14 protein-coding genes are annotated in these 20,996 nt (G+C 46.3%); 1 reads left to right on the top strand and 13 read right to left on the bottom strand.

The genetic code is table 11. The features are described 5' to 3' along the window. Positions 1-109: 109 nt before the first annotated feature. The 10 genes from ASG89_RS06460 to ASG89_RS06415 form a co-directional block, all read right to left on the bottom strand. On the bottom strand, positions 110-2,506 hold the full coding sequence (locus ASG89_RS06460) for a glycosyl hydrolase family 95 catalytic domain-containing protein (RefSeq protein ID WP_057309784.1): 2,397 nt from the start codon (positions 2,504-2,506) through the stop codon (positions 110-112). Positions 2,507-2,628: 122 nt separating this feature from the next. Next, positions 2,629-3,642 carry a LacI family DNA-binding transcriptional regulator gene (locus ASG89_RS06455; protein WP_057309783.1) on the bottom strand — a complete coding sequence of 338 codons (1,014 nt, stop codon included), beginning with the start codon at positions 3,640-3,642 and terminating at the stop codon, positions 2,629-2,631. Positions 3,643-3,716: 74 nt separating this feature from the next. Further along, complete coding sequence (iolB, locus tag ASG89_RS06450) at positions 3,717-4,535, bottom strand: 5-deoxy-glucuronate isomerase (RefSeq protein WP_057309782.1); 819 nt, start codon at positions 4,533-4,535, stop codon at positions 3,717-3,719. A 21-nt stretch (positions 4,536-4,556) separates the two neighbouring features. Next, positions 4,557-5,597 (bottom strand): inositol 2-dehydrogenase, encoded by a 1,041-nt coding sequence (gene iolG, locus ASG89_RS06445; protein WP_057309781.1) that lies wholly within the window; start codon positions 5,595-5,597, stop codon positions 4,557-4,559. Beyond that, positions 5,594-6,472: a class II fructose-1,6-bisphosphate aldolase gene (fba, locus tag ASG89_RS06440; RefSeq protein WP_057309780.1), complete on the bottom strand. Its 879-nt coding sequence runs from the start codon at positions 6,470-6,472 to the stop codon at positions 5,594-5,596. Before fba ends, iolG begins: the two co-directional genes overlap by 4 nt. A gap of 32 nt (positions 6,473-6,504) precedes the next feature. Beyond that, a complete protein-coding gene (locus ASG89_RS06435) occupies positions 6,505-7,950 on the bottom strand; it encodes a CoA-acylating methylmalonate-semialdehyde dehydrogenase (RefSeq protein WP_057309779.1) in 1,446 nt (481 codons plus the stop codon). Positions 7,951-7,981: 31 nt separating this feature from the next. Beyond that, positions 7,982-8,992, bottom strand: a complete 1,011-nt coding sequence (iolC, locus tag ASG89_RS06430; protein WP_057309778.1) for a 5-dehydro-2-deoxygluconokinase — start codon at positions 8,990-8,992, stop codon at positions 7,982-7,984. Between the two features lie 7 nt (positions 8,993-8,999). Further along, the gene (iolE, locus tag ASG89_RS06425) at positions 9,000-9,908 is read right to left on the bottom strand and encodes a myo-inosose-2 dehydratase (protein WP_057309777.1); all 909 of its coding nucleotides are present in this window, start codon (positions 9,906-9,908) and stop codon (positions 9,000-9,002) included. A gap of 21 nt (positions 9,909-9,929) precedes the next feature. Beyond that, positions 9,930-11,795 carry a 3D-(3,5/4)-trihydroxycyclohexane-1,2-dione acylhydrolase (decyclizing) gene (iolD, locus tag ASG89_RS06420; protein WP_057309776.1) on the bottom strand — a complete coding sequence of 622 codons (1,866 nt, stop codon included), beginning with the start codon at positions 11,793-11,795 and terminating at the stop codon, positions 9,930-9,932. Between the two features lie 142 nt (positions 11,796-11,937). Beyond that, on the bottom strand, positions 11,938-12,927 hold the full coding sequence (locus ASG89_RS06415; RefSeq protein WP_057309775.1) for a LacI family DNA-binding transcriptional regulator: 990 nt from the start codon (positions 12,925-12,927) through the stop codon (positions 11,938-11,940). A 130-nt stretch (positions 12,928-13,057) separates the two neighbouring features. On the opposite strand from ASG89_RS06415, the gene ASG89_RS06410 reads away from it, so the two are divergent. Further along, on the top strand, positions 13,058-15,364 hold the full coding sequence (locus ASG89_RS06410) for an FAD-dependent oxidoreductase (protein WP_057309774.1): 2,307 nt from the start codon (positions 13,058-13,060) through the stop codon (positions 15,362-15,364). Positions 15,365-15,741: 377 nt separating this feature from the next. Here ASG89_RS06410 and ASG89_RS06405 read toward each other — a convergent pair whose 3' ends face one another. From ASG89_RS06405 to ASG89_RS06395, 3 genes are all read right to left on the bottom strand, one after another. Further along, positions 15,742-17,289, bottom strand: a complete 1,548-nt coding sequence (locus ASG89_RS06405; RefSeq protein ID WP_057309773.1) for a response regulator — start codon at positions 17,287-17,289, stop codon at positions 15,742-15,744. Then, positions 17,286-19,082: a sensor histidine kinase gene (locus ASG89_RS06400; RefSeq protein ID WP_057309772.1), complete on the bottom strand. Its 1,797-nt coding sequence runs from the start codon at positions 19,080-19,082 to the stop codon at positions 17,286-17,288. The genes ASG89_RS06405 and ASG89_RS06400 overlap by 4 nt, the downstream gene beginning before the upstream one ends. A 155-nt stretch (positions 19,083-19,237) precedes the next feature. Next, positions 19,238-20,989: a hypothetical protein gene (locus ASG89_RS06395; protein ID WP_057309771.1), complete on the bottom strand. Its 1,752-nt coding sequence runs from the start codon at positions 20,987-20,989 to the stop codon at positions 19,238-19,240. Positions 20,990-20,996 lie beyond the last annotated feature (7 nt).

The following is a 20,996-nucleotide window of genomic DNA, read 5'->3' as shown; positions in this document are numbered from 1 at the left end:
TGGTAGACAAGCGCACAAAAGGCGAACTTCCCCATACCTCATAGTGGAGTTCGCCCTTGCCTCAAGCATGTTAACCTCAGACAAACTGCTTCCATAAGTGCAATTATTCTCAATCGTTGGAACCCGATTGCGGTACGATCCTGTATCTAGAACCAGCAAATGTTGTAAACGTCATGCAACCTGATTGTTCCAATGAATTAATAGCAACTTGCCTGCCCTCCTCATCCAACACCATTAACGGTATTCGAGAATAAATCGTACACGGTTCGCCGTTCAAAGAATCGATCATCGCTTCGCTCAGACTGCCGCTGTCCCAGTGCAAATTGACCGTGAACCCTCCACGCGCTCGCAACCCGTTAATAGAACCGGAAATCCACGTTTCGGGAAGCGCTGGCAGCAAGTGGATAAACCCTTTATGAGACTGCAGCAACAATTCCGATATGCCAGCTGTAGCCGCAAAATTGCCATCGATTTGAAATGGCGGGTGCGCACCAAACAAATTGGCATAAACGCCGCCCCTCTGTGATTTCCACTTGTCCGGCTTCACGAGCTTCAACATGTTGTAGATAAGCCGTTCTGCGCGATTACCATCTTGGAAACGGGCCCATAAGCCTACTTTCCAACCGAGACTCCAGCCCGTCCCCTCGTCTCCGCGTCTATTTAATGATGTTCGTGCCGCCGTAAACAAATCGGGCGTAACCTCTCCATTAATTTGGCGTCCAGGATATACTCCGAACAAATGTGAAACGTGACGGTGATTCATGTCCTCCTCCTCGAAATCGCTAGACCATTCCTGAAGTTGGCCATACTGTCCAATTCTCAGCGGGAATAGCTTACTTCTCGCCAACATGAGCTCGGATCTGAAATCCTCATCGACATGCAGTACTTCAGCAGCCTCGAGGCAATTCGTAAACAAATCCCAGATCAATAATAAGTCCATCGTCGAAGCTACGCTTACAGCTGCTTTCTCACCGTCACTACTAACAAATTTGTGTTCCGGTGATGTGGAAGGAGCTGTGATAAGATATCCTTCCTGATCTTCAATGAGCCAATCCAAACAAAACAGAGCGGCCTCCTTCATGATTGGATATGCTTTCTCACATAAATACACCTTGTCTCTGCCAAAGGCGTAATGCTCCCAGAGATGCTGGCAAAGCCAAACACCGCCCATTGGCCAGTATGCCCAAACCGGGTCGCCATGTCCATAATCGCCTACAGGTGCACTCTGAGCCCAAATGTCTGAGTTGTGATGCGCTGTCCATCCACGGACACCGTAATTGATCTCTGCGGTACTCTTCCCGTTAACCGATAAATTCCCAATAAAATCGAGTAGCGGTTGATGGCATTCAGGTAGGTTGCAAGTTTCTGCGAGCCAATAGTTCATCTCCGTATTGATGTTCAATGTATAATTACTGCTCCACGGCGGTCTTGTCTCCTTATTCCAAATGCCTTGCAGGTTAGCGGGCTGCGTCCCCTCGCGTGAGCTGGCGATCATCAAATATCGGCCATACTGAAATAATAGTTCTATTAAGCCCGGATCATGAGCCCCAAACTCAGAAATCCGTTGGTCTGTCGGCATATCGGCAGGGCTGATCGTCTTCCCAAGTTGAATGTTGACTCTATCAAACAAGCTACGATAGTCGTTGACATGACCTTCACGAAGCTCCGTATAAGAATGCTGCATCGCCTCTGCGAGGTATGCTTCTGTGATCGCTAGTGGATCCTTACCTTCCCTGCCCGGAGAGCGATTAAAGCCATTAAAACTTGTTGCCGCACTGAAGTAAAGCGTCACACTCGTGGCTCCACGAACATGCAAACCTGCTTGGTCCCCATGCACATAACCGTCATCCAAAACAATCGCGAGTCGACCTACGAAAGACATCGCCTCTCCGTCCTCTTGATCTTCGTATACAATCGGATGGTCAACACCATAATAACTTGGCGCGACCTGCACCGGCGCCTTCCCACGAATGATCCATTGACCATTCTCATGGATCATACTAGCACGCAATAGGCTATCTAAACGCGCAGTAAAATGTAGCGATCCGGCTTGGCTAGACTGCAGACGAACAGCAATAACCTGACTGGGATTGGAAGCAAACATCTCTCGCGTGTACAATACATTACCGATCTGGTACTCAACGCGAGATACCCCTTCCTGCAAATCCAGCTCTCGACGATATGAATGCACGATGTCCCCATGCTCAAATACAAGTGTGAGATCGCCAAACGGCAAATAGGATTGCGTATACGGACCTAACATCTCCTTACACATTCGGTCAGCATCCGCATATCTACCTTCCGCCAAGAGACGACGCACCTCCGGCAGCACTTCCTTGGCACGAGGGTTATTACAATTTTTAGGCCCACCCGACCAGAGTGTATCTTCGTTTAATTGCATTTTTTCTACTTCGATTCCGCCGAAAATCATGGCACCTATTCGACCGTTGCCAATTGGCAACGCTTCAGTCCATTCCTTAGCAGGACTTTGAAATAAAATGTTCATTTCTCATCAACCCTTCAATTACTTTTTTTAACTAAATTTACTTTTATTATATAGATACACTGCACTAAGATATGAAAAACTGCCTCCCCCTAAGGGAAAGCAGTCTTCGCTTCCTTCTACGATCACTTTGCCGGAGCTGCTGTGGATTGCCTGATGATGAGTTCTGGACGCATAACGATGCGTTGCTTGGCTTGTGATTTCTTCTTCAGTTCTAGAATAAGCAGATCGACGACTTGCTTGCCCATCGGCTCAATCGGCTGCGCAATTGTAGTAAGCGGTGGATCCGTCACAGAAGCTAGAATCGTATTATCGAAACCGATCACGGAGATGTCCTCAGGAACACGCAGCTTTAACTGCTTAGCAGCTTGCAAGGCACCAATCGCAAGCATATCATTACAGCAGAAAAGTGCGGTTGGCCTTTCAGCAGGTGATTTCTCAAGAAGTTCAATCGCCTCGCGTTTGCCGTCTTCTACGGTATAACGACAATTACGAACCCTCGCTTCGGGAAGCCCTATACCCGCTTCCGCAAGCGTGGTCATGAACCCTTTGACCCGTTCACGACTACTCGTGACTTTCGTGTGCTCGGCAAGGATCGCCATCCGAGTATGCCCAAGGTCCAAGAGATGCTTGGCAGATAACGTGCCACCGACGAAGTCGTCAACAACAACGGTATGTACAGCCAAATCAGGCATCTCCCGAGCGATCATAACAACAGGAATTGATCGCTCCATGAGTGGTGTAAGCATATCCTTATTATCCATCCCGGTCCCGATAATCATCCCATCCACGCTTTTTTGCTGAAGCAAGTTCAGATATCGTTCTACACGTTCGTCTTTATTATCGGTGCTGCAAATGACGAGACTGTATCCCAGATTATGACCTTGATCCTCAACAGCTCTTGCAATTTCTGCAAAGAAGGGATTGGAGATATCAGGGACAAGCAGGCCTAAAGTATATGTCTTCTTGCCCGTAAGTGCTGATGCGATGACACTCGGCTGGTAATTGAGCTTTTCCATCACTTTCAGAATTTCAGTGCGTCGTTCTTCACTTATTTTCCCTTTACCGTTCATGACTTGCGAAACCGCTGCAATCGATACACCAGCTTCCCTAGCCACATCGTAAATGGTTGCCTTCATCGTACTACCCCATTTTTCTTGAAGAATACAGTTATTCCCCCATTATGACGGGGCTTTCCAGAACTTGCAACCGCCTACGACTCGCGCGGCTTCGTCATGATCCAGGCATGGTCGGGGTCATTATGAAATTTCCATGTCCGTGTAGGTCCAGCCATGACATTCAAATAATACACATCATAGCCTGGAGGTGCAGATACAGGGTGATAGCCACGCGGAACTAGCACGGCTTCACCGTTCTTAACAACTAACGTCTCATCAAGCGAACGATCATCCGTGTATACCCGTTGAATCGCAAACCCTTGCTCAGGCTGGACACGGAAATAATACGTTTCTTCCAAAAAGGATTCTTCAGGAAGGGCATCACGATCATGCTTGTGCGGCGGATAACTGGACCAATGGCCGTTAGGTGTAAATACTTCAACAACAAGCAAACTATCTGCTGGCTCGCTTTCAGGTAAAATATTATGAATATAACGCTCGATATTCCCATACCCGCGCGTCTCAACGCCTACTTGCGCAGGAGCAATCAAGCGTGAACGGTGGTTCCCAGCGCCAGGCGCGGAGCAAACCGCAAGCTCTAGATAAGTTAAGGCCGTCACTTCATAGCTATCATTGCTAGTCACATATACGGAGTACGGAGGAATTTGCTCAAACACGCTCATGCGCTGACCAATCCCAAGCCATTGTTCTTCCTTTGTACTCACATCCGCTTTGCCGCTCAACAATACGAGGCATACCTCTTGATTAGCAGTTTCACGTCGCAAGGTTTCCCCTTCTGCCAGTTGGACAACCTCGAAGCCTACATACTGCCAACCTGCCGATTCCGGCGTCACGTGTAAAAGGCTGCCTTCTTCATTCGGAGATGATGCAGGTGTTACAATTAATTTGGACATCGTAACGTCTCCTTCTTTCCTTTAGACTACGGAAGATTGCTTAAGCAATTCCAAGGCTTCGTTAACTTTCACGGGTCTCCCCAAACGGGAAGATAGCTTCGCAGCTAGTGCAATTCGTTCTGCTTGAACGCCGTCATCCCCACTCACAGGCACACTCGTATCACTCATAATTGCATCAATAAACATTTGCGTTTCTTCGATGTAAGCGGCTTGATAACGCTCCAGGAAGAAATGCAGCGGCTTATCACTTACAATCGAGTCTGCCGTGGAGATCACTGCTGTATTCGGATGATCATTCGCAACGACCACACTGCCCTTGGAGCCGAACACTTCAACACGTTGGTCATAGCCATATACCGCTTGACGGCTGTTATCAATGACACCCAGTGCGCCATTCGCGAAACGAAGTGTCACAACTGCTGTATCTACATCGCCGTGCTGAGCAAAATCCGGGTTAATCAGGACATTTCCAACCGCATATACTTCTTCAACCTCGCTGCCTGATACGAATCGAGCCATATCAAAATCATGAATCATCATATCCATGAAGATGCCGCCAGAAACCTTGACATAATCAATGTGAGGAGGATTCGGGTCACGGGAAGTTATTTTGATGATATGAGGATCACCGATCCCCCCAGCTTGCACCACTTCTTGAACTCGCTTGAAATTATGATCAAATCGACGATTAAAGCCAATTTGCAGCTTCACGCCTGCTTTTTTTACTTCATCAATGGCTGATTCTGTTTTGGTGATATCCATACTAATCGGTTTTTCACAGAATATATGTTTACCCGCACGCGCGGCTTGCTCAATCAACGGAACATGCGTATCTGTAGAGGAGCAAATGAAAATGGCATCGATATCTGGATGAGAGATGAGTTCGTTGCTTTCTTTTGTAACCAAACCGATGTTGCGTGCTGCTGCCCATGCCTCTAATTCTGCACCTGCAAACAAATCACTTACTGCCACAATCTCAACTTGCGGGTTCCGCAATAAATTGTCCGCGTGGATTTTACCAATTCGGCCTGCGCCGATAATACCGATTCTGATCTTCTTCATCCTTCGTTCCCTCCTGCTTTACCTGCGCTACCGAATAACTGAATTTTGGCTCTCACTGATGCAATGATGGCTTCCCGCGCTGGAATTAAATAATTCCTAGGGTCATAGGCATCTGGATGATCATTCAAAAACGTACGAATCGTTGCTGTGCAAGCGATTTGATTATCTGTATTCACGTTAATTTTGGCTGTACCGCAAGCAATTGCTTGTCGGATTTCATCATCTGGCAGACCACTTCCCCCATGAAGCACAAGGGGTACACCTGTCAGTTCCTTAATTTCAGCCATTCGTTCAAAACCAAGCTTGGGCTGTCCGCGATAAGGACCATGAACCGATCCAAGCGCAGGAGCTAAGCAATCGATGCCTGTTTCCCGAACCATTTTCACGCAGTCCACAGCCACCGCATACATGCCATCTGCATCATCTACAACCAGATCATCTTCACGTCCCGTGATTCGACCTAGCTCAGACTCCACAGATACACCAAGCACATGCGCTGCTTGCGTCACTTGACGCGTAACTTCGATATTATGCTGAAGTGAATGATGGGAAGCATCGATCATCACTGAAGTAAATCCAGCGTGGATCGCTTTGATACATACTTCATAGGAGCTGCCATGGTCCAAATGAAGAGCTACCGGCACTGTAATGCCATAATGCTCGATCAAGGCCTTCACCATGCCAGCGATACAGGGAAGTCCTCCCATATATGGAATGTACGCCTCACTTACACCAAGAATCACGGGTGCCTGTTCGAGCCCGGCCGCTTGTAAGATCGCTTGTGTGAATTCAAGATTATTCAAATTAAATTGCCCAACGGCATATTTACCCACTAACGCCGTTTGCAGCATGTCTTTCATCGAGACCAATGCCATGAAATTCTCTCCTTTCTAGCGGAAACTCGCTGTTACCAGCGAGCAGTTACCATCTTTTTACGTGTATAGAATTCCACGCCATCCGAACCGTTGGCATGTAAATCGCCGTAGAAGGATTTTTTCCAGCCAGAGAATGGGAAGAATGCCATCGGCGCAGGTACACCAAGATTAACACCAAGCATCCCAGCATCGATCGTTTCACGGAATTGGCGTACGTTGCTGCCATCTTGCGTAAACAGGCATGCACCATTTGCGAATTCAGAACGGTTGGAAAGCTCAATCGCTTCTTCAAGTGTGTCAACACGAACGATAGAAAGCACAGGAGCAAAAATTTCATCTTCCCAAATTTTCATTTTACATTGCACTTGATCGAAGATTGTAGGTCCTACGAAATAGCCAGATTGCCCAGTTGCTGCGTCTTTACGTCCATCACGAACCATAATGGCGCCTTCATTTTCACCGATTTCAATATATTTCAAAGTACGTTCCTTATGGCCGCCACGAATGACAGGACCTAAGAACACACCTTCATCATTTCCATTACCAATCGTAATCGCATCTGCCGCTTCAAGCAGCTTGCTAACTAGCGTATCCGCTACATCGCCAACAGCTACCACAACGGAACATGCCATACATCGCTCGCCTGCTGAACCGAAAGCAGCGTTCGTGATTTCCTTCACCGCAATGGATAAGTTCGCATCCGGCATCACGATGGAGTGATTTTTCGCGCCAGCTAGTGCTTGAACACGTTTCCCGTTAGCTGCTGCTGTAGTATACACATACTCAGCAACTGGCTGGGAGCCAACGAAGGAGATTGCTTTAATATCTTTGTGCTCAAGAAGGCCATTAACGACATCATGCGCACCATGAACGATATTCAGGACACCAGCTGGCAACCCAGCTTCGTGGAACAATTCTGCAAGTCGATTAGCCAAATGCGGCGTACGCTCCGATGGCTTCAATACGAACGTATTGCCGCAAGCGATCGCAAGTGGGAACATCCAGCAAGGCACCATCATCGGGAAGTTAAATGGTGTGATGCCACCAATAACTCCGATTGGGTAGCGGTACATACCGGACTCCAGATTGGAGGCAATGTCCGGAAGCTGTTTGCCCATCATAAGTGAAGGAGCACCAGCAGCGAACTCCACACACTCGATGCCGCGAAGAACTTCACCATAAGCTTCGGAGTAGCTTTTGCCGTTTTCTTTTGTCACGATTCGAGCTAGCTCTTCCCAATGATCAACGAGAAGCTGTTGATATTTGAATAAGACCCTTGCTCTCTTCGGTACTGGTGTACGGCTCCATGATTGAAAGGCTTCTTGCGAATTACGAACCGCTTGATCGACTTCTTCTTTGGTCGAAATGGGAATATACGCTAGAATCTCTTCTGTTGCTGGATTATAAACAGGCTCCGTTTGTGTTGCGGATGATGCGACCCATTCGCCGCCGATCCAGTTTTTCAATGTATGTGTCATATCGATTTCGCTCCTTTAGGTTAATAAATCATTATGAGGCAGTGATTTCTCCGCGATTGCAACGTTCAATATAATCATCCACTGCAGCAGCAGTTGGCATTGCATCCGAACAGCTATGGCTGGAAATGACGATACAAGCAGCTGCGCTTCCGTATTCCATGCTCTTCTCAAGCGTCCAACCTTGCATAACCCCATAGATAAAGCCTGCTGCGTAAGAATCACCAGCTCCAAATGTCTTAACTACTTTGGCTGGGAAGCTCTTCGCGCGATGACCGACACCATCTGGTGTATAAGCGATTGAACCGTCTTTGCCATGTTTGATAATGACAATCTTCGCAGAATAGTCGAACCATTTGGCCGCCGTGATATGATCATCTTTATCCGGATTATGTTCGAATTTCTCCATCATATCGAACTCTTCACGCGTACCGAGAATGATATCGCATTTCTCAGCTGCTAGATTATAGTACACAGCCGTCTCTTCAGGAGATGTCCATGTGTATGGACGATAGTCAAGATCAAATACGATGATGGCCCCATGCTTCTTCGCATAATTCAACGCTTGGAACACCGCTTCACGTGATGGGCTTTGAGCTAGCGCTGTACCGGAAATCAGCAATACTTTCGCTCCTGCAATCAGTGATTCTTGAACCTCATCTGGTGTTAACTTCAAATCAGCCACGTTATCGCGATACATCAGGATGCTGCAATCTGTCGGGCTTTTGATTTCTGTAAAAGCTAACCCAGTCACAGCGCCTGTGCGATCCGTCACGACATTGCTAGTATCAATCACGTTGCGCTCTAAATAGGAAGCAATGAAACGGCCCATTTGATCATTCGCTATTTTGCCGATAAAAGCGGTTTTCATCCCTAGGCGGGACATACCGATCGTAATGTTTGCCGGCGACCCACCGACATACTTCGTGAACGTCATCGTCTCTTCCATGGGACGGTGAATTTCGTTCGCATTCAAATCGATACATAATCTGCCGATAGCTACAAAATCAAGTGATTTCTCTTGTGGGAATGTCACATAGGTCATGGCCTTATTACCTGCTTTCTTTGATTAATAAAGAATTTATATAGTTCAGTGCGTTACTCGCATATTCATAGGCATTATGGGTTGCAGGGTCTTGCTCGCCTTCGAGCATCGCCCAGCCAGTGTATTCACGAGCCAATAACTCTTTGAAAATGGGTGCAAAATCAAGGCATCCATCCCCTGGTACGGTAAACACACCTTTGCGAATACAAGTTACGAAATCAACTTGCTCAGCGCGTGCTTCATCAAGTACGGCTTGACGAATATCTTTCAAATGGATATAAGCAATTCGGTTGTAATGTTTGCGCAATACAGTCAATGGATCTCCACCGCCATAGTAGGTGTGTCCTGTATCAAATAATAGGAAGACCAAGGAAGGATCTGTTAGCTCCATCAATCGATCGATTTCTTCCGGTGATTCAACTACCGTTCCACCGTGATGGTGATAAGTCAGCTTCAGGCCGTATTCCTGGGCGATGGCTCCAGCGCGATTAAGCCCTTCCGCTAAGCTCTGCCAGCCGGCTTCATCGAGGCGAAGCACTTCTTTCTCGTTCGGCGTACGACGCGGATCAAAATGGAGCGAGCCTCCAACCTCGGCTGTAGAGATTACCGTGCTGCCCATTCCCTTCAGAAATTGTGCGTGCTTACGGTACGCTTCGAGTTCAGCTTCTCTATAAGCAGGATCCGAGAACAGGACCGATTTCCACTGGGATACGAGACTTATTCCCCGCTCCGATAGTTCTTTCTTCAGCTCGTTAATATCAGTCGGATATTTGCGCCCCATCTCCGTTCCGGTTAATCCCAGCTTCTGTATGTCATCAACGATTTGTTCAAATGTGGTATCCGCGCCATGTTCCTTGACGTCTTCTCCCACCCAATTAATCGGATGTATGCCTAGCTTAAACGGTAGTTCTTCCATCGTTAGGTCACCTCTTCTAATTTAAATGGGTTTAGCCGCTTGTATATTTCTCTTCATTTCTTCATGGGCTGCTAGCACTTTGGCACTCTCAGAAACCTCAGGTACGCCAACTTGCCACCAGGACTCGTAGCCGCTTGTGTTCGTTCCAGGTACGACAGGAATTTCAATCAAGGTCGTTACCGTTTCTGCTTTCGCTTGCAGCAATGCTGCTTTAAGCTCCTCCGGATTAGTCGCCTTGTATGATTTCGCTCCCAAGCTGCGCGCATGTGCTGCGAAGTCAATCGGCATATAGTTTCCTGTCAGCTTGCGCGTTCCAGCTTCCCGATAACGGAATTCATTTCCAAAGCCTTCGCTTCCTTGACTGCGTTGCAGATTATGGATGCATTGGAAGCCATGGTTATCGAACAGTAGAATCGTGAATTTCTGACCCTCTTGCAAGCTCGTGACTAATTCTGAGTGAAGCATTAGGTAACTGCCATCTCCGACGATCGCATAAACTTCACGCTTCGGTTCCGCCAGAGCTGCGCCAAAAGCGCCGCTTACTTCATATCCCATACAAGAGAAGCCGTATTCCATATGGTACGTTTTGGGCTGCGTTGAACGCCATAAACGGTGTAAATCCCCAGGTAAACTTCCTGCAGCGCAAACGATAACCGAGGAAGGGTCTATGGTTTCATTGATCACGCCAAGCGCATGTGTTTGAGCAAAGCCTTCTGCACATTCTGCTTGGTATAATCGATCCACTTCACGATCCCATTCGTCTTTCAATGCTGCAATGAAGCCAGCCTCGTAACTGTTCGAATAATCGTGGAATGTCAGTGCTTCATGCAGTAAGTTGAGCGCTTCCTTCGCATCCGCTGTAATGGACAATCCGCCTAGCTTCGAAGAATCGAAGCCGCTGATATTGATATTAATGAATTGTACATCGTCATTCGCAAAGGCTGATTTGGAGGCAGTTGTAAAATCGGAATACCGCGTGCCCACACCAATAATCAAATCAGCTTGTTTCGCTATTTTGTTCGCCGCCAGTGCTCCTGTCACGCCAATTGCGCCGACATGTAACGGATGGTTCCAAGGCAGCGAGCTTTTCCCTGCTTGCGTTTCCGCCACTGGGATGCCGAACACTTCTGCAAATTCTGCTAGCTCCTTCGTCGCTTCCGCATAGAGAACGCCCCCGCCAGCAATAATTAACGGGCGCTTCTTACCCAGGAATACAGCTGCTGCTCGTTCGATTGCTTCCTTCGCCGCCGGGCGACGATCGATATAGTGAACTTTCTTATCGAAAAAGGCTTCTGGATAGTCGTAGGCTTCCGCCTGCACGTCTTGGGGAAGCGCTAAGGTCACTGCTCCCGTTTCCGCAGGATCCGTTAATACCCGCATCGCTTGGGTAGCAGCGCTGATCAATTGCTCGGGACGAACGATTCGATCCCAGTATTTGCTCACCGACTTGAATGGGTCCGTTGCAGATACCGTGTAATCACCAGTAATTTCGAGCTGCTGCAGTACTGGATCTGGCTGTCTCGAAGCAAAATTATCCCCCGGCAGCAGCAGAACCGGAATACGGTTGACGGTTGCCGTTGCCGCAGCCGTTACCATGTTGAGTGCACCTGGCCCGATGGAGGTTGTGCAGGCATAGATTTGTTGACGGTTCTTCTGCTTTGCGTAAGCGGTTGCAGCGTGGACCATACCCTGCTCATTCTTGCCTTGTATATACGTAAGGTCACCTGAGCTATACTCCAACGCTTCTCCAATCCCAGTTACATTGCCATGTCCGAAAATCCCCATGACACCTCGAACAAATTTAGTCTCTTGTCCATCGATGGATATGTACTGTTGGTCTAGAAAGCGAAGTAATGCTTGTGCCATTGTTAATCGAATTGTACGCATGTAAATCTCCCTTCTACTCAGAGGTTAAGCGCTTAATCTTTTAAGCTTTAAGCGCTCGCCCCTGTCGGGTTAAGCGCTTAATCCGATCATACAGCATTTTGATTGGACTCGCAACGACTTTTTTTGAATTTCACTAACAGATCTAACTCGAGCTCCGAATTAATAGGTGTCCCGGAAGTATTCGCGAAGCCACCTGTCGCTTCTCCAATAACTCCTTCATCATTTCCATGGTAAGCTTCCCTACTTCGTCCCTCGGGTAATGAATAACGCTCAAGCTAGGCTCGGTCAGTGTTGTCATCATAATATTCTCTGAGCCGAAGATCGCTAGCTGCTCCGGAATCTGAATGCCATTCTTCTTGCAAACATCTAGAATACCTGCAGCCATCAAATCATTGGAGCAGATGATCGCGCTGAATGGCAGACCTGAGGGGTGGTTATCCACATACTTTTGAAAGACCGCAGATGCCTGTTCTAATCGGCCCCCGCCGCTTAGCAAAGCCTCATGTTGCAGCTCCTCCTCCTCAGCCATCATAGCTTCCTGAAACGCATGTAACCTAATCATATGATAGGATGACGATCCCGTATCGGTCATGTACCCGATGCTTCTATGCCCTTTCTCCTTCAAATGTTGAATAACCTGTCTATATAACGTAGTCCAGTCTATATCTATATATGGAATTTCCTTTTCTTGGGCATTTGGACTTTGGGTCACAGATAAGATAGGGACATCCCAGTCTTGAAGCCGATCGTAGGTCTCCACCATCAGCTGCTGACCAAGCAGAATAATACCATCTACCCGCCCGCGCAATGAGGATATTAATTGCTCTTCGGTATCCGGCGTATAGCTCTGGAAGAATACGAGAAACGCTTCATCTCTCGCAGCATTTTCGATATGTAATAATAAACCTGCCTCGAACGGATTCCCTAGATAGTTAACCAGTACTGCCAATTGTCCTGTCTTTTTCGTTTTTAAACTTCGTGCCAAGAGATTAGGTTCATATCCCAATTCTTTCATAGCTGCGAGAACTCTTACGCGTGTTTCCATTTTCACGTTGGTCTTGCCGTTCAGCACGTAAGATACTACAGCAACGGAAACACCTGCGCGTTCTGCTACTTCTTGACGACTAGCCATCCTATGATCCCCCCGAAATTTCTACTCGAGTAAATTATACTTATAAAATGCTTGGCAAGCAATAAATGGGATGCTACAATGTGCTCAAGAAATAGAATTTACTCGAGTAAATATGTAGGAGGCTATACGAATGAAATCTATTCAACAAGCGTTTGATGTTGTCGTTTGCGGTGGAGGACTCGCCGGCTTCTGTGCTGCTGTGGCATCAGCAAGACATGGCGCAAAGACTTGTCTGATACAAGATAGACCTGTATTTGGCGGCAACAGCTCCTCCGAAATTCGGGTAACACCACATGGTGCTGCTGCCTTTCATGCCTATGGCAGAGAAACAGGTATTATCTCGGAGCTGCTTATTCAGGAACGAGCTGTCAACCATGAGAAAATTCGCGAAAATGGTTGGACGAATAGCGTGTGGGATATGGTTATGTACGACATGGCTGTCCAAACGCCGAATCTGAGTTTCTATTTGAATACCACTGTAAACAGCGCACAAGTAACCGACGGTAAACTCACCTCGATTAAGGCCGTAATCGCAAATGCGGAGACGGAGCTTGAAATCCAAGGACACGTCTTCATCGACTGTACCAGCGATGGTGTCATTGCGGACATGGCAGGCTGCGAATGGCGTTGGGGCTCGGAAGGCCGAGATGAGTTCAACGAACCTCATGCTCCACTTGTTGCCAGCTCTGATACCATGGGGAACTCCATCCATTTGCGCGCCAAATATATGGGGCGTCCTGTACCTTACAAAGCACCTGGCTGGGCGATCCATCACGAAAATGCTGACTATTTTTATAAACAAGGTCGTACTTTCTATGACACGGAATCCGGCTATTGGTGGATTGAGATCGGTGTCCCTTATAACACCATTTATGATAATGAACAAATTCGTCACGAGTTGACGCGACATACCCTCGGCATTTGGGATTGGATGAAAAATCGCGATCCACTGCTGAAAGAACAAACAGCGAATCTTGCGCTTGATTGGATCGGTCAAGTTCCGGGTAAACGAGAGAGCCGCCGAATTATGGGCCGTTACTTCATGACCGAACACGACATTCAAAAACGTACCGTATTCGAAGACGAAATCGCCTATGGCGGCTGGTTCGTCGATCTTCACACGCCTGGCGGACTTCTGGCCCCAACCGCAGAGCCAGCAAGTGCTGAAGGCTATAACGAAACGAGCGACTATGCCCAAAAAAGCTACTGTGGACCTTACGGGATCCCTTTCCGTATCATGGTTAGCAAAGATATTAGCAACTTAATGATGGCGGGACGTAATGTCAGCGTTACCCACGCAGCTCTCGGTACTGTCCGAGTGATGTCAACGACAGCCCTGATGGGGCAAGCAGCAGGTACAGGCGCTGCTTATGCGCTGAGAAATCAATTGCGTCTGTCCGACATATCAGGCGAACATATCGCTCATGTACAGCAAACGCTGCTCCGCGACGGATGCTTCCTTCCTAACTATAAGAATGAGGACGCCGCGGATCTCGCTAAAACGGCAACAATTAGTGCGAGCAGCACTGCCGCCATTCATGGTGTCGGACCTGAAAGCCGCGATTTCACCTTCGGCTTCCGTTCGAAAGCTAAGCAAGAAGCGAGGAAACATAAAGCTGAGCCGCTAACCTTCAAACGCGGGCAATGGATTGCCATCGAGAAAGGCCGCATTGAAACCATCTCTGTCTGCCTGAGCAACAACACGGATCGTCCCCAACAACTATCTGTCCAAATAATTCCAGTTGATCACATTTGGGATTATCGGACAGATACGGGAATCATTTATGCAGAAACGACTTTGACGGTCCCAGTCGGACGGCATGTTTGGGTGGAATGGCCGTTGAATTGGCATGATCCTGCAATTGGCAGCCGGTACATTCAACTTCAACTAGGTGTTAATCCATCGGTAGAATGGCATTCGGCTAACCATATCGTGCCTGGCCACATTTCTGCTTACGATATGGGCAGCGGGAAAATGCGGCGCTATCTGAATGATGGGGGCACGCTCAGCTACCGCATAACGCCAGCTCAACAATGCTATGGTGCGGCCAATGTTACTAGCGGTGTAACTCGTCCTCACCAATACACCAATATGTGGATGTCCGATTCCGCGCAACCCCTGCCACAATATGTGCAGCTGCAATGGGCGAATGCGCAATCCATTCGTGACATACATGCCACCTTCCCAGGGCATTTGCTTCAAGAATACCATCGCTATGAGCCATTCTATCGTGATCCTCAATGCCCTAAAGACTATACGATCGAAGCCTATATACAGGGGCAATGGGTTGCCATCGTAAATGTTGAAGGGAACTACCAACGTTTAGTAAAGCATACGTTAGATCAAAAGATACTAACTGACCGCATTCGTTTGACAGTGAAGGCGACGAATGGGGACTCCTCAGCAGCCATTTATGAGATTCGCTGCTATAGCTAGGCGACGAATGCGCTGGTTTTGGGTGAGATAGTCAATTTTTTCGACTATCTCAACCCTGGCGCGCGCTGCTTTTACCCGACATAGTCGTTTTTTTCGACTATCTCAACCCTGTGCGCGCCGCTTTTACCCGAGATAGTCGATTTTTTCGACTATCTCAACCCTGCGCGCGCTGCTTCTGCCCGAGATAGTCGATTTTTTCGACTATCTCAACCCTGCGCGCGCTGCTTTTACCCGAGATAGTCGATTTTTTCGACTATCTCAACCCTGCACGCGCCGCTTTTTCCCGACATAGTCGATTTTTTCGACTATCTCACCCAACAAAAAAACTTGCTCATGTTTGAGCAAGTTTTTTGATGTTTATTTCATACACGTAATAATCACTTACTACTTCTATATTCTTTAGGTGACATTTGGAACTGCTGCTTGAATACATTCGTGAAATAATTCGGTTCATCAAACCCTATGGCACAAGCAATTTCAAATATTTTCATATCCGTATTCCTCAGAAGCAAAGCCGCTTTATCCATACGTACCCGAGTAACGAATCGTGTAAAACTTTCTCCCGTGTTTTTTTTGAAAACAACACTGAAGTAACTTGGATTTAAATGAATATGAGAAGCCACATCCGTCAAACGGCATTCCTCATTGTAGTGTTCCTCAATATATTTAATAGCTCGCTCGACCACATTATCACTTTTGGATGCCTGCCATTGATTGAATTGGAGCAGGAAATGCTTCACTTGCTCAGACGCCCAATCCAGCACTTCCTTCGAGGTCCATTGGATTTGAGGCATTTCATTCGGGAGCCTAGCCAGCGAATTCTGATCGTCAGGATCAAACTGTTTCTGTATCGTTCCATGCATTGCAATAGACAGAGACAATGCGCCAAGTCGCATCTCCTCTGGGGATGTGAGGCTCAGCTCATGTATCAAGCGATTCAACAGTACATTCAGGCTGTCTTCTTGTCCCACTAGAATAGCTGACATGAGCTGAACTTCCATTTCTCTGACCCTTGCCTGATTAAGGGAGAGCATGATGCCGGATCCCGCTTCACTTCCACTTAAGGAAGGGAGCTTAATAGGATCTGCGACAGCCTCTTTCGTTATCAGATACAATTGTGCCAAATCAATCGCGGAAGGTGCTAGCCCCATTGAAACCATGCCTGTACGAATTTTCAAATATTCAAATGATGCCGTTGGAATACTGCTTTGCAGCGTTTCCTCCACCGTATGCAATCCTGCCACTAAGAGGAACGTATCATGCTCTACTAGTAAGAGGCGTGCTTCCACACCAGCTACTTTCATTAGCTCTTCCACAATGTTGGATAAGGCAAATTGCAGCAAACTCATGTCTCTCTTACTATTCGCTTTATTGGCTAGATCCTCATTGTTCATTTGCAACAACCACAATTCTTTACCCGACAACATTTGATTCAAGCCAGGTAATGTGCTCATTTCATAAGGAAGGTCCAGCAATACCGCTCGAAGTTCTTGATCTTGCTGCAACTGATTTTGCAAGTGCTGTTTCTGCTGATGCGCATACTTCTGATAGAACCGCTCGGACGCTTTGTTCATGATCTGACGGACATCCTCTTCCGTGCACGGCTTGATTAGAATATCTAACGCTCCCAGCCTTACAGCGGCTTGCGCGTATTCGAAATTTTTGAATCCTGTCAAAATAATCACTATCATATCCGGATAATTTTTCCTCAGATGCCCTACGAATTCAATACCATCCATAATTGGCATCCGAATGTCCGTTAAGACCAGATCAGGCTGAAGCTCATCAAGCAGTATCAAGGCGTCCTGCCCATTACCCGCCTCTCCGACCACTTGCCAACCGAGCTCTCCACCTTGGAGCATCTTGACTAGCCCTTTTCTAAAATTCAACTGATCTTCGACAATCAACACTCTTCCGCTTCTCATTCCAGTGATCTCCTTTCATCATTCGTTAGAAGAGGCAGAATAAGGCGCATGTTGGTTCCACTTCCTATGACGCTAGCGATTTCCATTCGGAATGGCGGGCCATATACCAACTCAATCCTTCTCACAACACTCCGTACGCCTAGACTTTCTCGTCCATCTGTACGATAAGGTAATGAAGTGCCCTGAACCCCCAATATTTGTGAAATAGCCTTCTCATCCATGCCACACCCATTATCGGTAACATCAATCTCAAGGTAGTCGCCGCGGCTGCTTGCCTTGATGATCAATACTTTATGTGAAACCATATTGCGAAAAGCATGCATAAATACATTTTCAACTAACGGCTGCAACAGTGAACGCATTACCTGAACGTCCATGACATCCTCATCTAGTTGAATGATAGTTTCCAAATCCTTCTCAAACAGTTCCTTCTGTATTTTCAAATAGTTACGGATCTGCTGGAATTCTTCCTTAACCGTCGTCAGTGTTCGAACAGGCATCAAGGAATATTTGAGCATCTCCGAAATGGCAGCGATTAAGGCGGCAGTCTCGGTTTCATCTTGCAGGTATAGCTTCCAATAAATTTCATTGAACATGTTGTGCAGAAAATGAGGATTCAATTGCGCCTGTAAGGCCTTCAACTCAGCTTCTTTCTCACTTAATTGTGTTAGATATACTTCCTTAATTAGCCGCCCAACTTGTTCAGCCATTGCATTAAAGCTTTCCCCCATATAGGCCAACTCATCGTGGGTACGTATTTCAATTCGTGCATCGAAATCACCTGAGCGGACTTTGCGGAGTCCTAGCATTAAATCCTTGAGCGGTCGGAGTAAATTCCCCGTGGAAAGTACAATTAGCACACTGGCAAGTATAATACTAACCAAACCAGAATACACAATCATTTTGAACAAATCGCGACTTCTAGATTGAATCTCAGTTAGTGAAGTTCCACTAACGAGCTTGAAATTGGTTACTTCGGATTCTCCTTGCACATACAAATGATGCTCCATTAATTGGGTTGAATTCATATTTTGAAGCAGCGATAACTGATTTAATTGAACGGGCGAATTCGTAAATAACAGTTCTCTATTCTTATTAAACAAATACACTTGCCCCTGGCCTGCCTTCGTCAACTCCTTGAGAGAGCCTGAGAAGAAAGATTCGTCGAAAGCCATAACGAGTACACCGTAAGTCGTCAAACTACTATTTTTCATAAACCTTGCCACAATGATCGTATTTCTATAACCACTTGGCTCAATAGATGATGCTAATGGTACGCTAATCCACACGAGATCGCCAGAGGTATCGCTAATTTTGGAACGAATCACTTTGAATACATTTTCGTCAGGAACATTAATGGCAGCAGTCGTATAGCTGAAATACGATGGATTCCCATTCAAGTCATATAGGTACATCCCTGTAATATAAGGCGCATCCGATTTGAGTTGGTAGACCTGATCCTCGATTAACTTCTTATCGTAATAGCGGTCAAAAGCATCCGAATCTTCGTTCAGATTAATGCGTGAAATCACTTTTTCAATCGATGGATTAAATACAACCGTTTGTGAAATACGAACAACTTCTTGCACCTTAAGGTCCAGCTTCGCTAACGCTTCTTCGTTCGTGCTTGTAAATTGCTTACTGATCTCTTCCTCGAACAGCTTTAAGTTATAGCGGTACGTTAAATATCCGGTCAAGCAAAATGCCAATAAAATAATGATGGATAAACTGAGAATAAGTTTCACCCTGAAGCTGCGATTAATCATAATTACATTTCGAATCCAGGATAGCATCTCATTGACCCCTTTGTTCTTAAGTGACCGTGACCGAGCCTTAAACGATATTATAACAACAATAATCGCATTCCCGCTAATTTTTTAGTTTCGGAACCATTACAAAGCAAAACCGATGTTCCCAAGTTAAGGGGACATCGGTCTATTATATCGAACTATTGTTTGAAAGAAGTCAACAACCGCTTAACGGATTCACCATATTCGTTCGTAAACATCTCAAATACTTTGACTTGAATCGGGAAATCCAGCTGGTTCGATCTCGCGTTTAGATTTATCGTGTTTGTACCATTGTACAAACGACCTTCACCTGACAATGCTTCTACTGTTTTTCCAACTGGGTTTCCAACATTATCAAATAATTCGAATGAGAGCTTACTGTTAAATTTATCAACCGTAACGTTTTTATCTGGCTTAATACTCAAATCCAACTTCAATTTATAATCATACATCATACTAGCTTGGTAAATAGCTGAAATTGACCAATCTTTAATGGTAATTTCATAAGGATAAACGTTAAGCGTTTTACCCCTCAGGTCATTCTCCTGAACAGGTACCTTTGCTGAGGCAAGAAGTGATTTATATGCTAGTTCTCCATTCGATTGTTGGCTGTAGAGGTTCATTTTAAGACCTTCACCTGTCTCTGAAGCTGGAAGTGCATACGAATAACTCACAACATACGAAGCATTAGGAACAACACTTAGAGCTGTAGATTCCTGTCTTCTTCCGCCATAAGCGTATCCATCTACACTAACAAGCTCAGTTTGGATAGCTGGAATTGGGATCGGACGGTCACTGTTGTTCGTCAATTTAAATTTGGCCACTGCCGTATTGAATCCATCGTCTTCATTACTTGTTACATGTAATTCAACTAAAGACAGATCGACATTCGAAGGAACGAATTTATTCGTTGAATCTAGTCTAACTGGCGTACCTAATGTATATTCGGGTGCTGGGATGACACCCTGTGTTACAGCTCCTGATGGCAGAAGAATATTGAGACGACCTACACGGTAGGTATCTTCAAGGAACTTACCTTCAGCCAATGAAACAGCAAAACTCTCTGGTGTAACGACATTCAGACTGGTGAATTTCGTATCTAGATCTGTTGGTATGACAATATGGATATATTTCTTCTCACCTGGATCTAACGTGACCGCAGCTTCGGCACGACTGCCGGAATAAATCTTACTTTCTGACTTTCCATCGATCCCAAAGTTAGGTACAGTCTGACGCTCTTTGGTTGGATTTACGACCCCAATTTGAACAACCGTAGAAACGCCTTTGGCTGTAATTTCCTTATGAATGTCTACAGGAACGAATTCAAGGGTCGAGCGCAATGAAGGTAAGGTAAATGCTTCTCCCCATTTAAGAATTGCGGATGAATTCATAATTGTACTATCACTGCCGTACCAAACGATACCAGCATCGACAGGTATCGTAAGCAATGTTGTTTCTTCCTTCGGATACACTTCCATATCCACATCTATAAAGTTGAGGCTTGTTAAATCCACATCGTCACTCCGTTCAACTATGGACAAGTAGCTGAGCTCCAGTTGACTCTTGGGTTGAATGGACTTCGCGTTTTTGGCACTAGGCTGCAGTGTATATTCGATACCGTCTGCCATCAGAACGCGTAGTTCAAAATCAGGTACACGCGTGATTTTATCACTCGTATTTCGAATTCGAATGACTGTGCCTAACCTTGTCGAATCCGATTCGTGCTCATTTAGCATGCTTTTGATTTCAACCTCAATTTTATTGGAAAGCGTGTAGCTAGCATTCTTACTTGCTGCAGCAAGTGCTCCCAAGTTCTGACCATCCGCAGCCCATGCAGGTAAAGATGCTGCAGATAAAAGTACAGCTGATAGAACAAGAGTTGCCAGAGATCTCTTCATCTTCTTATTCACTTATGTC

Source organism: Paenibacillus sp. Soil766, from assembly GCF_001428105.1.
In the GTDB taxonomy this organism is placed as follows: Bacteria; Bacillota; Bacilli; order Paenibacillales; family NBRC-103111; genus Paenibacillus_E.
The sequence above is the reverse complement of the archived record's forward strand: the minus strand, read 5'-3'. Positions and strand labels throughout refer to the sequence as shown.

What these genes read in the sequence shown, in the direction of transcription:
- ASG89_RS06460 (WP_057309784.1), bottom strand. Translation starts at nt 2,506, where the DNA reads ATGAACATTTTATTTCAAAGTCCTGCTAAGGAATGGACTGAAGCGTTG.
- ASG89_RS06455 (WP_057309783.1), bottom strand. Translation starts at nt 3,642, where the DNA reads ATGAAGGCAACCATTTACGATGTGGCTAGGGAAGCTGGTGTATCGATT.
- iolB (WP_057309782.1), bottom strand. Translation starts at nt 4,535, where the DNA reads ATGTCCAAATTAATTGTAACACCTGCATCATCTCCGAATGAAGAAGGC.
- iolG (WP_057309781.1), bottom strand. Translation starts at nt 5,597, where the DNA reads ATGAAGAAGATCAGAATCGGTATTATCGGCGCAGGCCGAATTGGTAAA.
- fba (WP_057309780.1), bottom strand. Translation starts at nt 6,472, where the DNA reads ATGGCATTGGTCTCGATGAAAGACATGCTGCAAACGGCGTTAGTGGGT.
- ASG89_RS06435 (WP_057309779.1), bottom strand. Translation starts at nt 7,950, where the DNA reads ATGACACATACATTGAAAAACTGGATCGGCGGCGAATGGGTCGCATCA.
- iolC (WP_057309778.1), bottom strand. Translation starts at nt 8,992, where the DNA reads ATGACCTATGTGACATTCCCACAAGAGAAATCACTTGATTTTGTAGCT.
- iolE (WP_057309777.1), bottom strand. Translation starts at nt 9,908, where the DNA reads ATGGAAGAACTACCGTTTAAGCTAGGCATACATCCGATTAATTGGGTG.
- iolD (WP_057309776.1), bottom strand. Translation starts at nt 11,795, where the DNA reads ATGCGTACAATTCGATTAACAATGGCACAAGCATTACTTCGCTTTCTA.
- ASG89_RS06415 (WP_057309775.1), bottom strand. Translation starts at nt 12,927, where the DNA reads ATGGCTAGTCGTCAAGAAGTAGCAGAACGCGCAGGTGTTTCCGTTGCT.
- ASG89_RS06410 (WP_057309774.1), top strand. Translation starts at nt 13,058, where the DNA reads ATGAAATCTATTCAACAAGCGTTTGATGTTGTCGTTTGCGGTGGAGGA.
- ASG89_RS06405 (WP_057309773.1), bottom strand. Translation starts at nt 17,289, where the DNA reads ATGAGAAGCGGAAGAGTGTTGATTGTCGAAGATCAGTTGAATTTTAGA.
- ASG89_RS06400 (WP_057309772.1), bottom strand. Translation starts at nt 19,082, where the DNA reads ATGCTATCCTGGATTCGAAATGTAATTATGATTAATCGCAGCTTCAGG.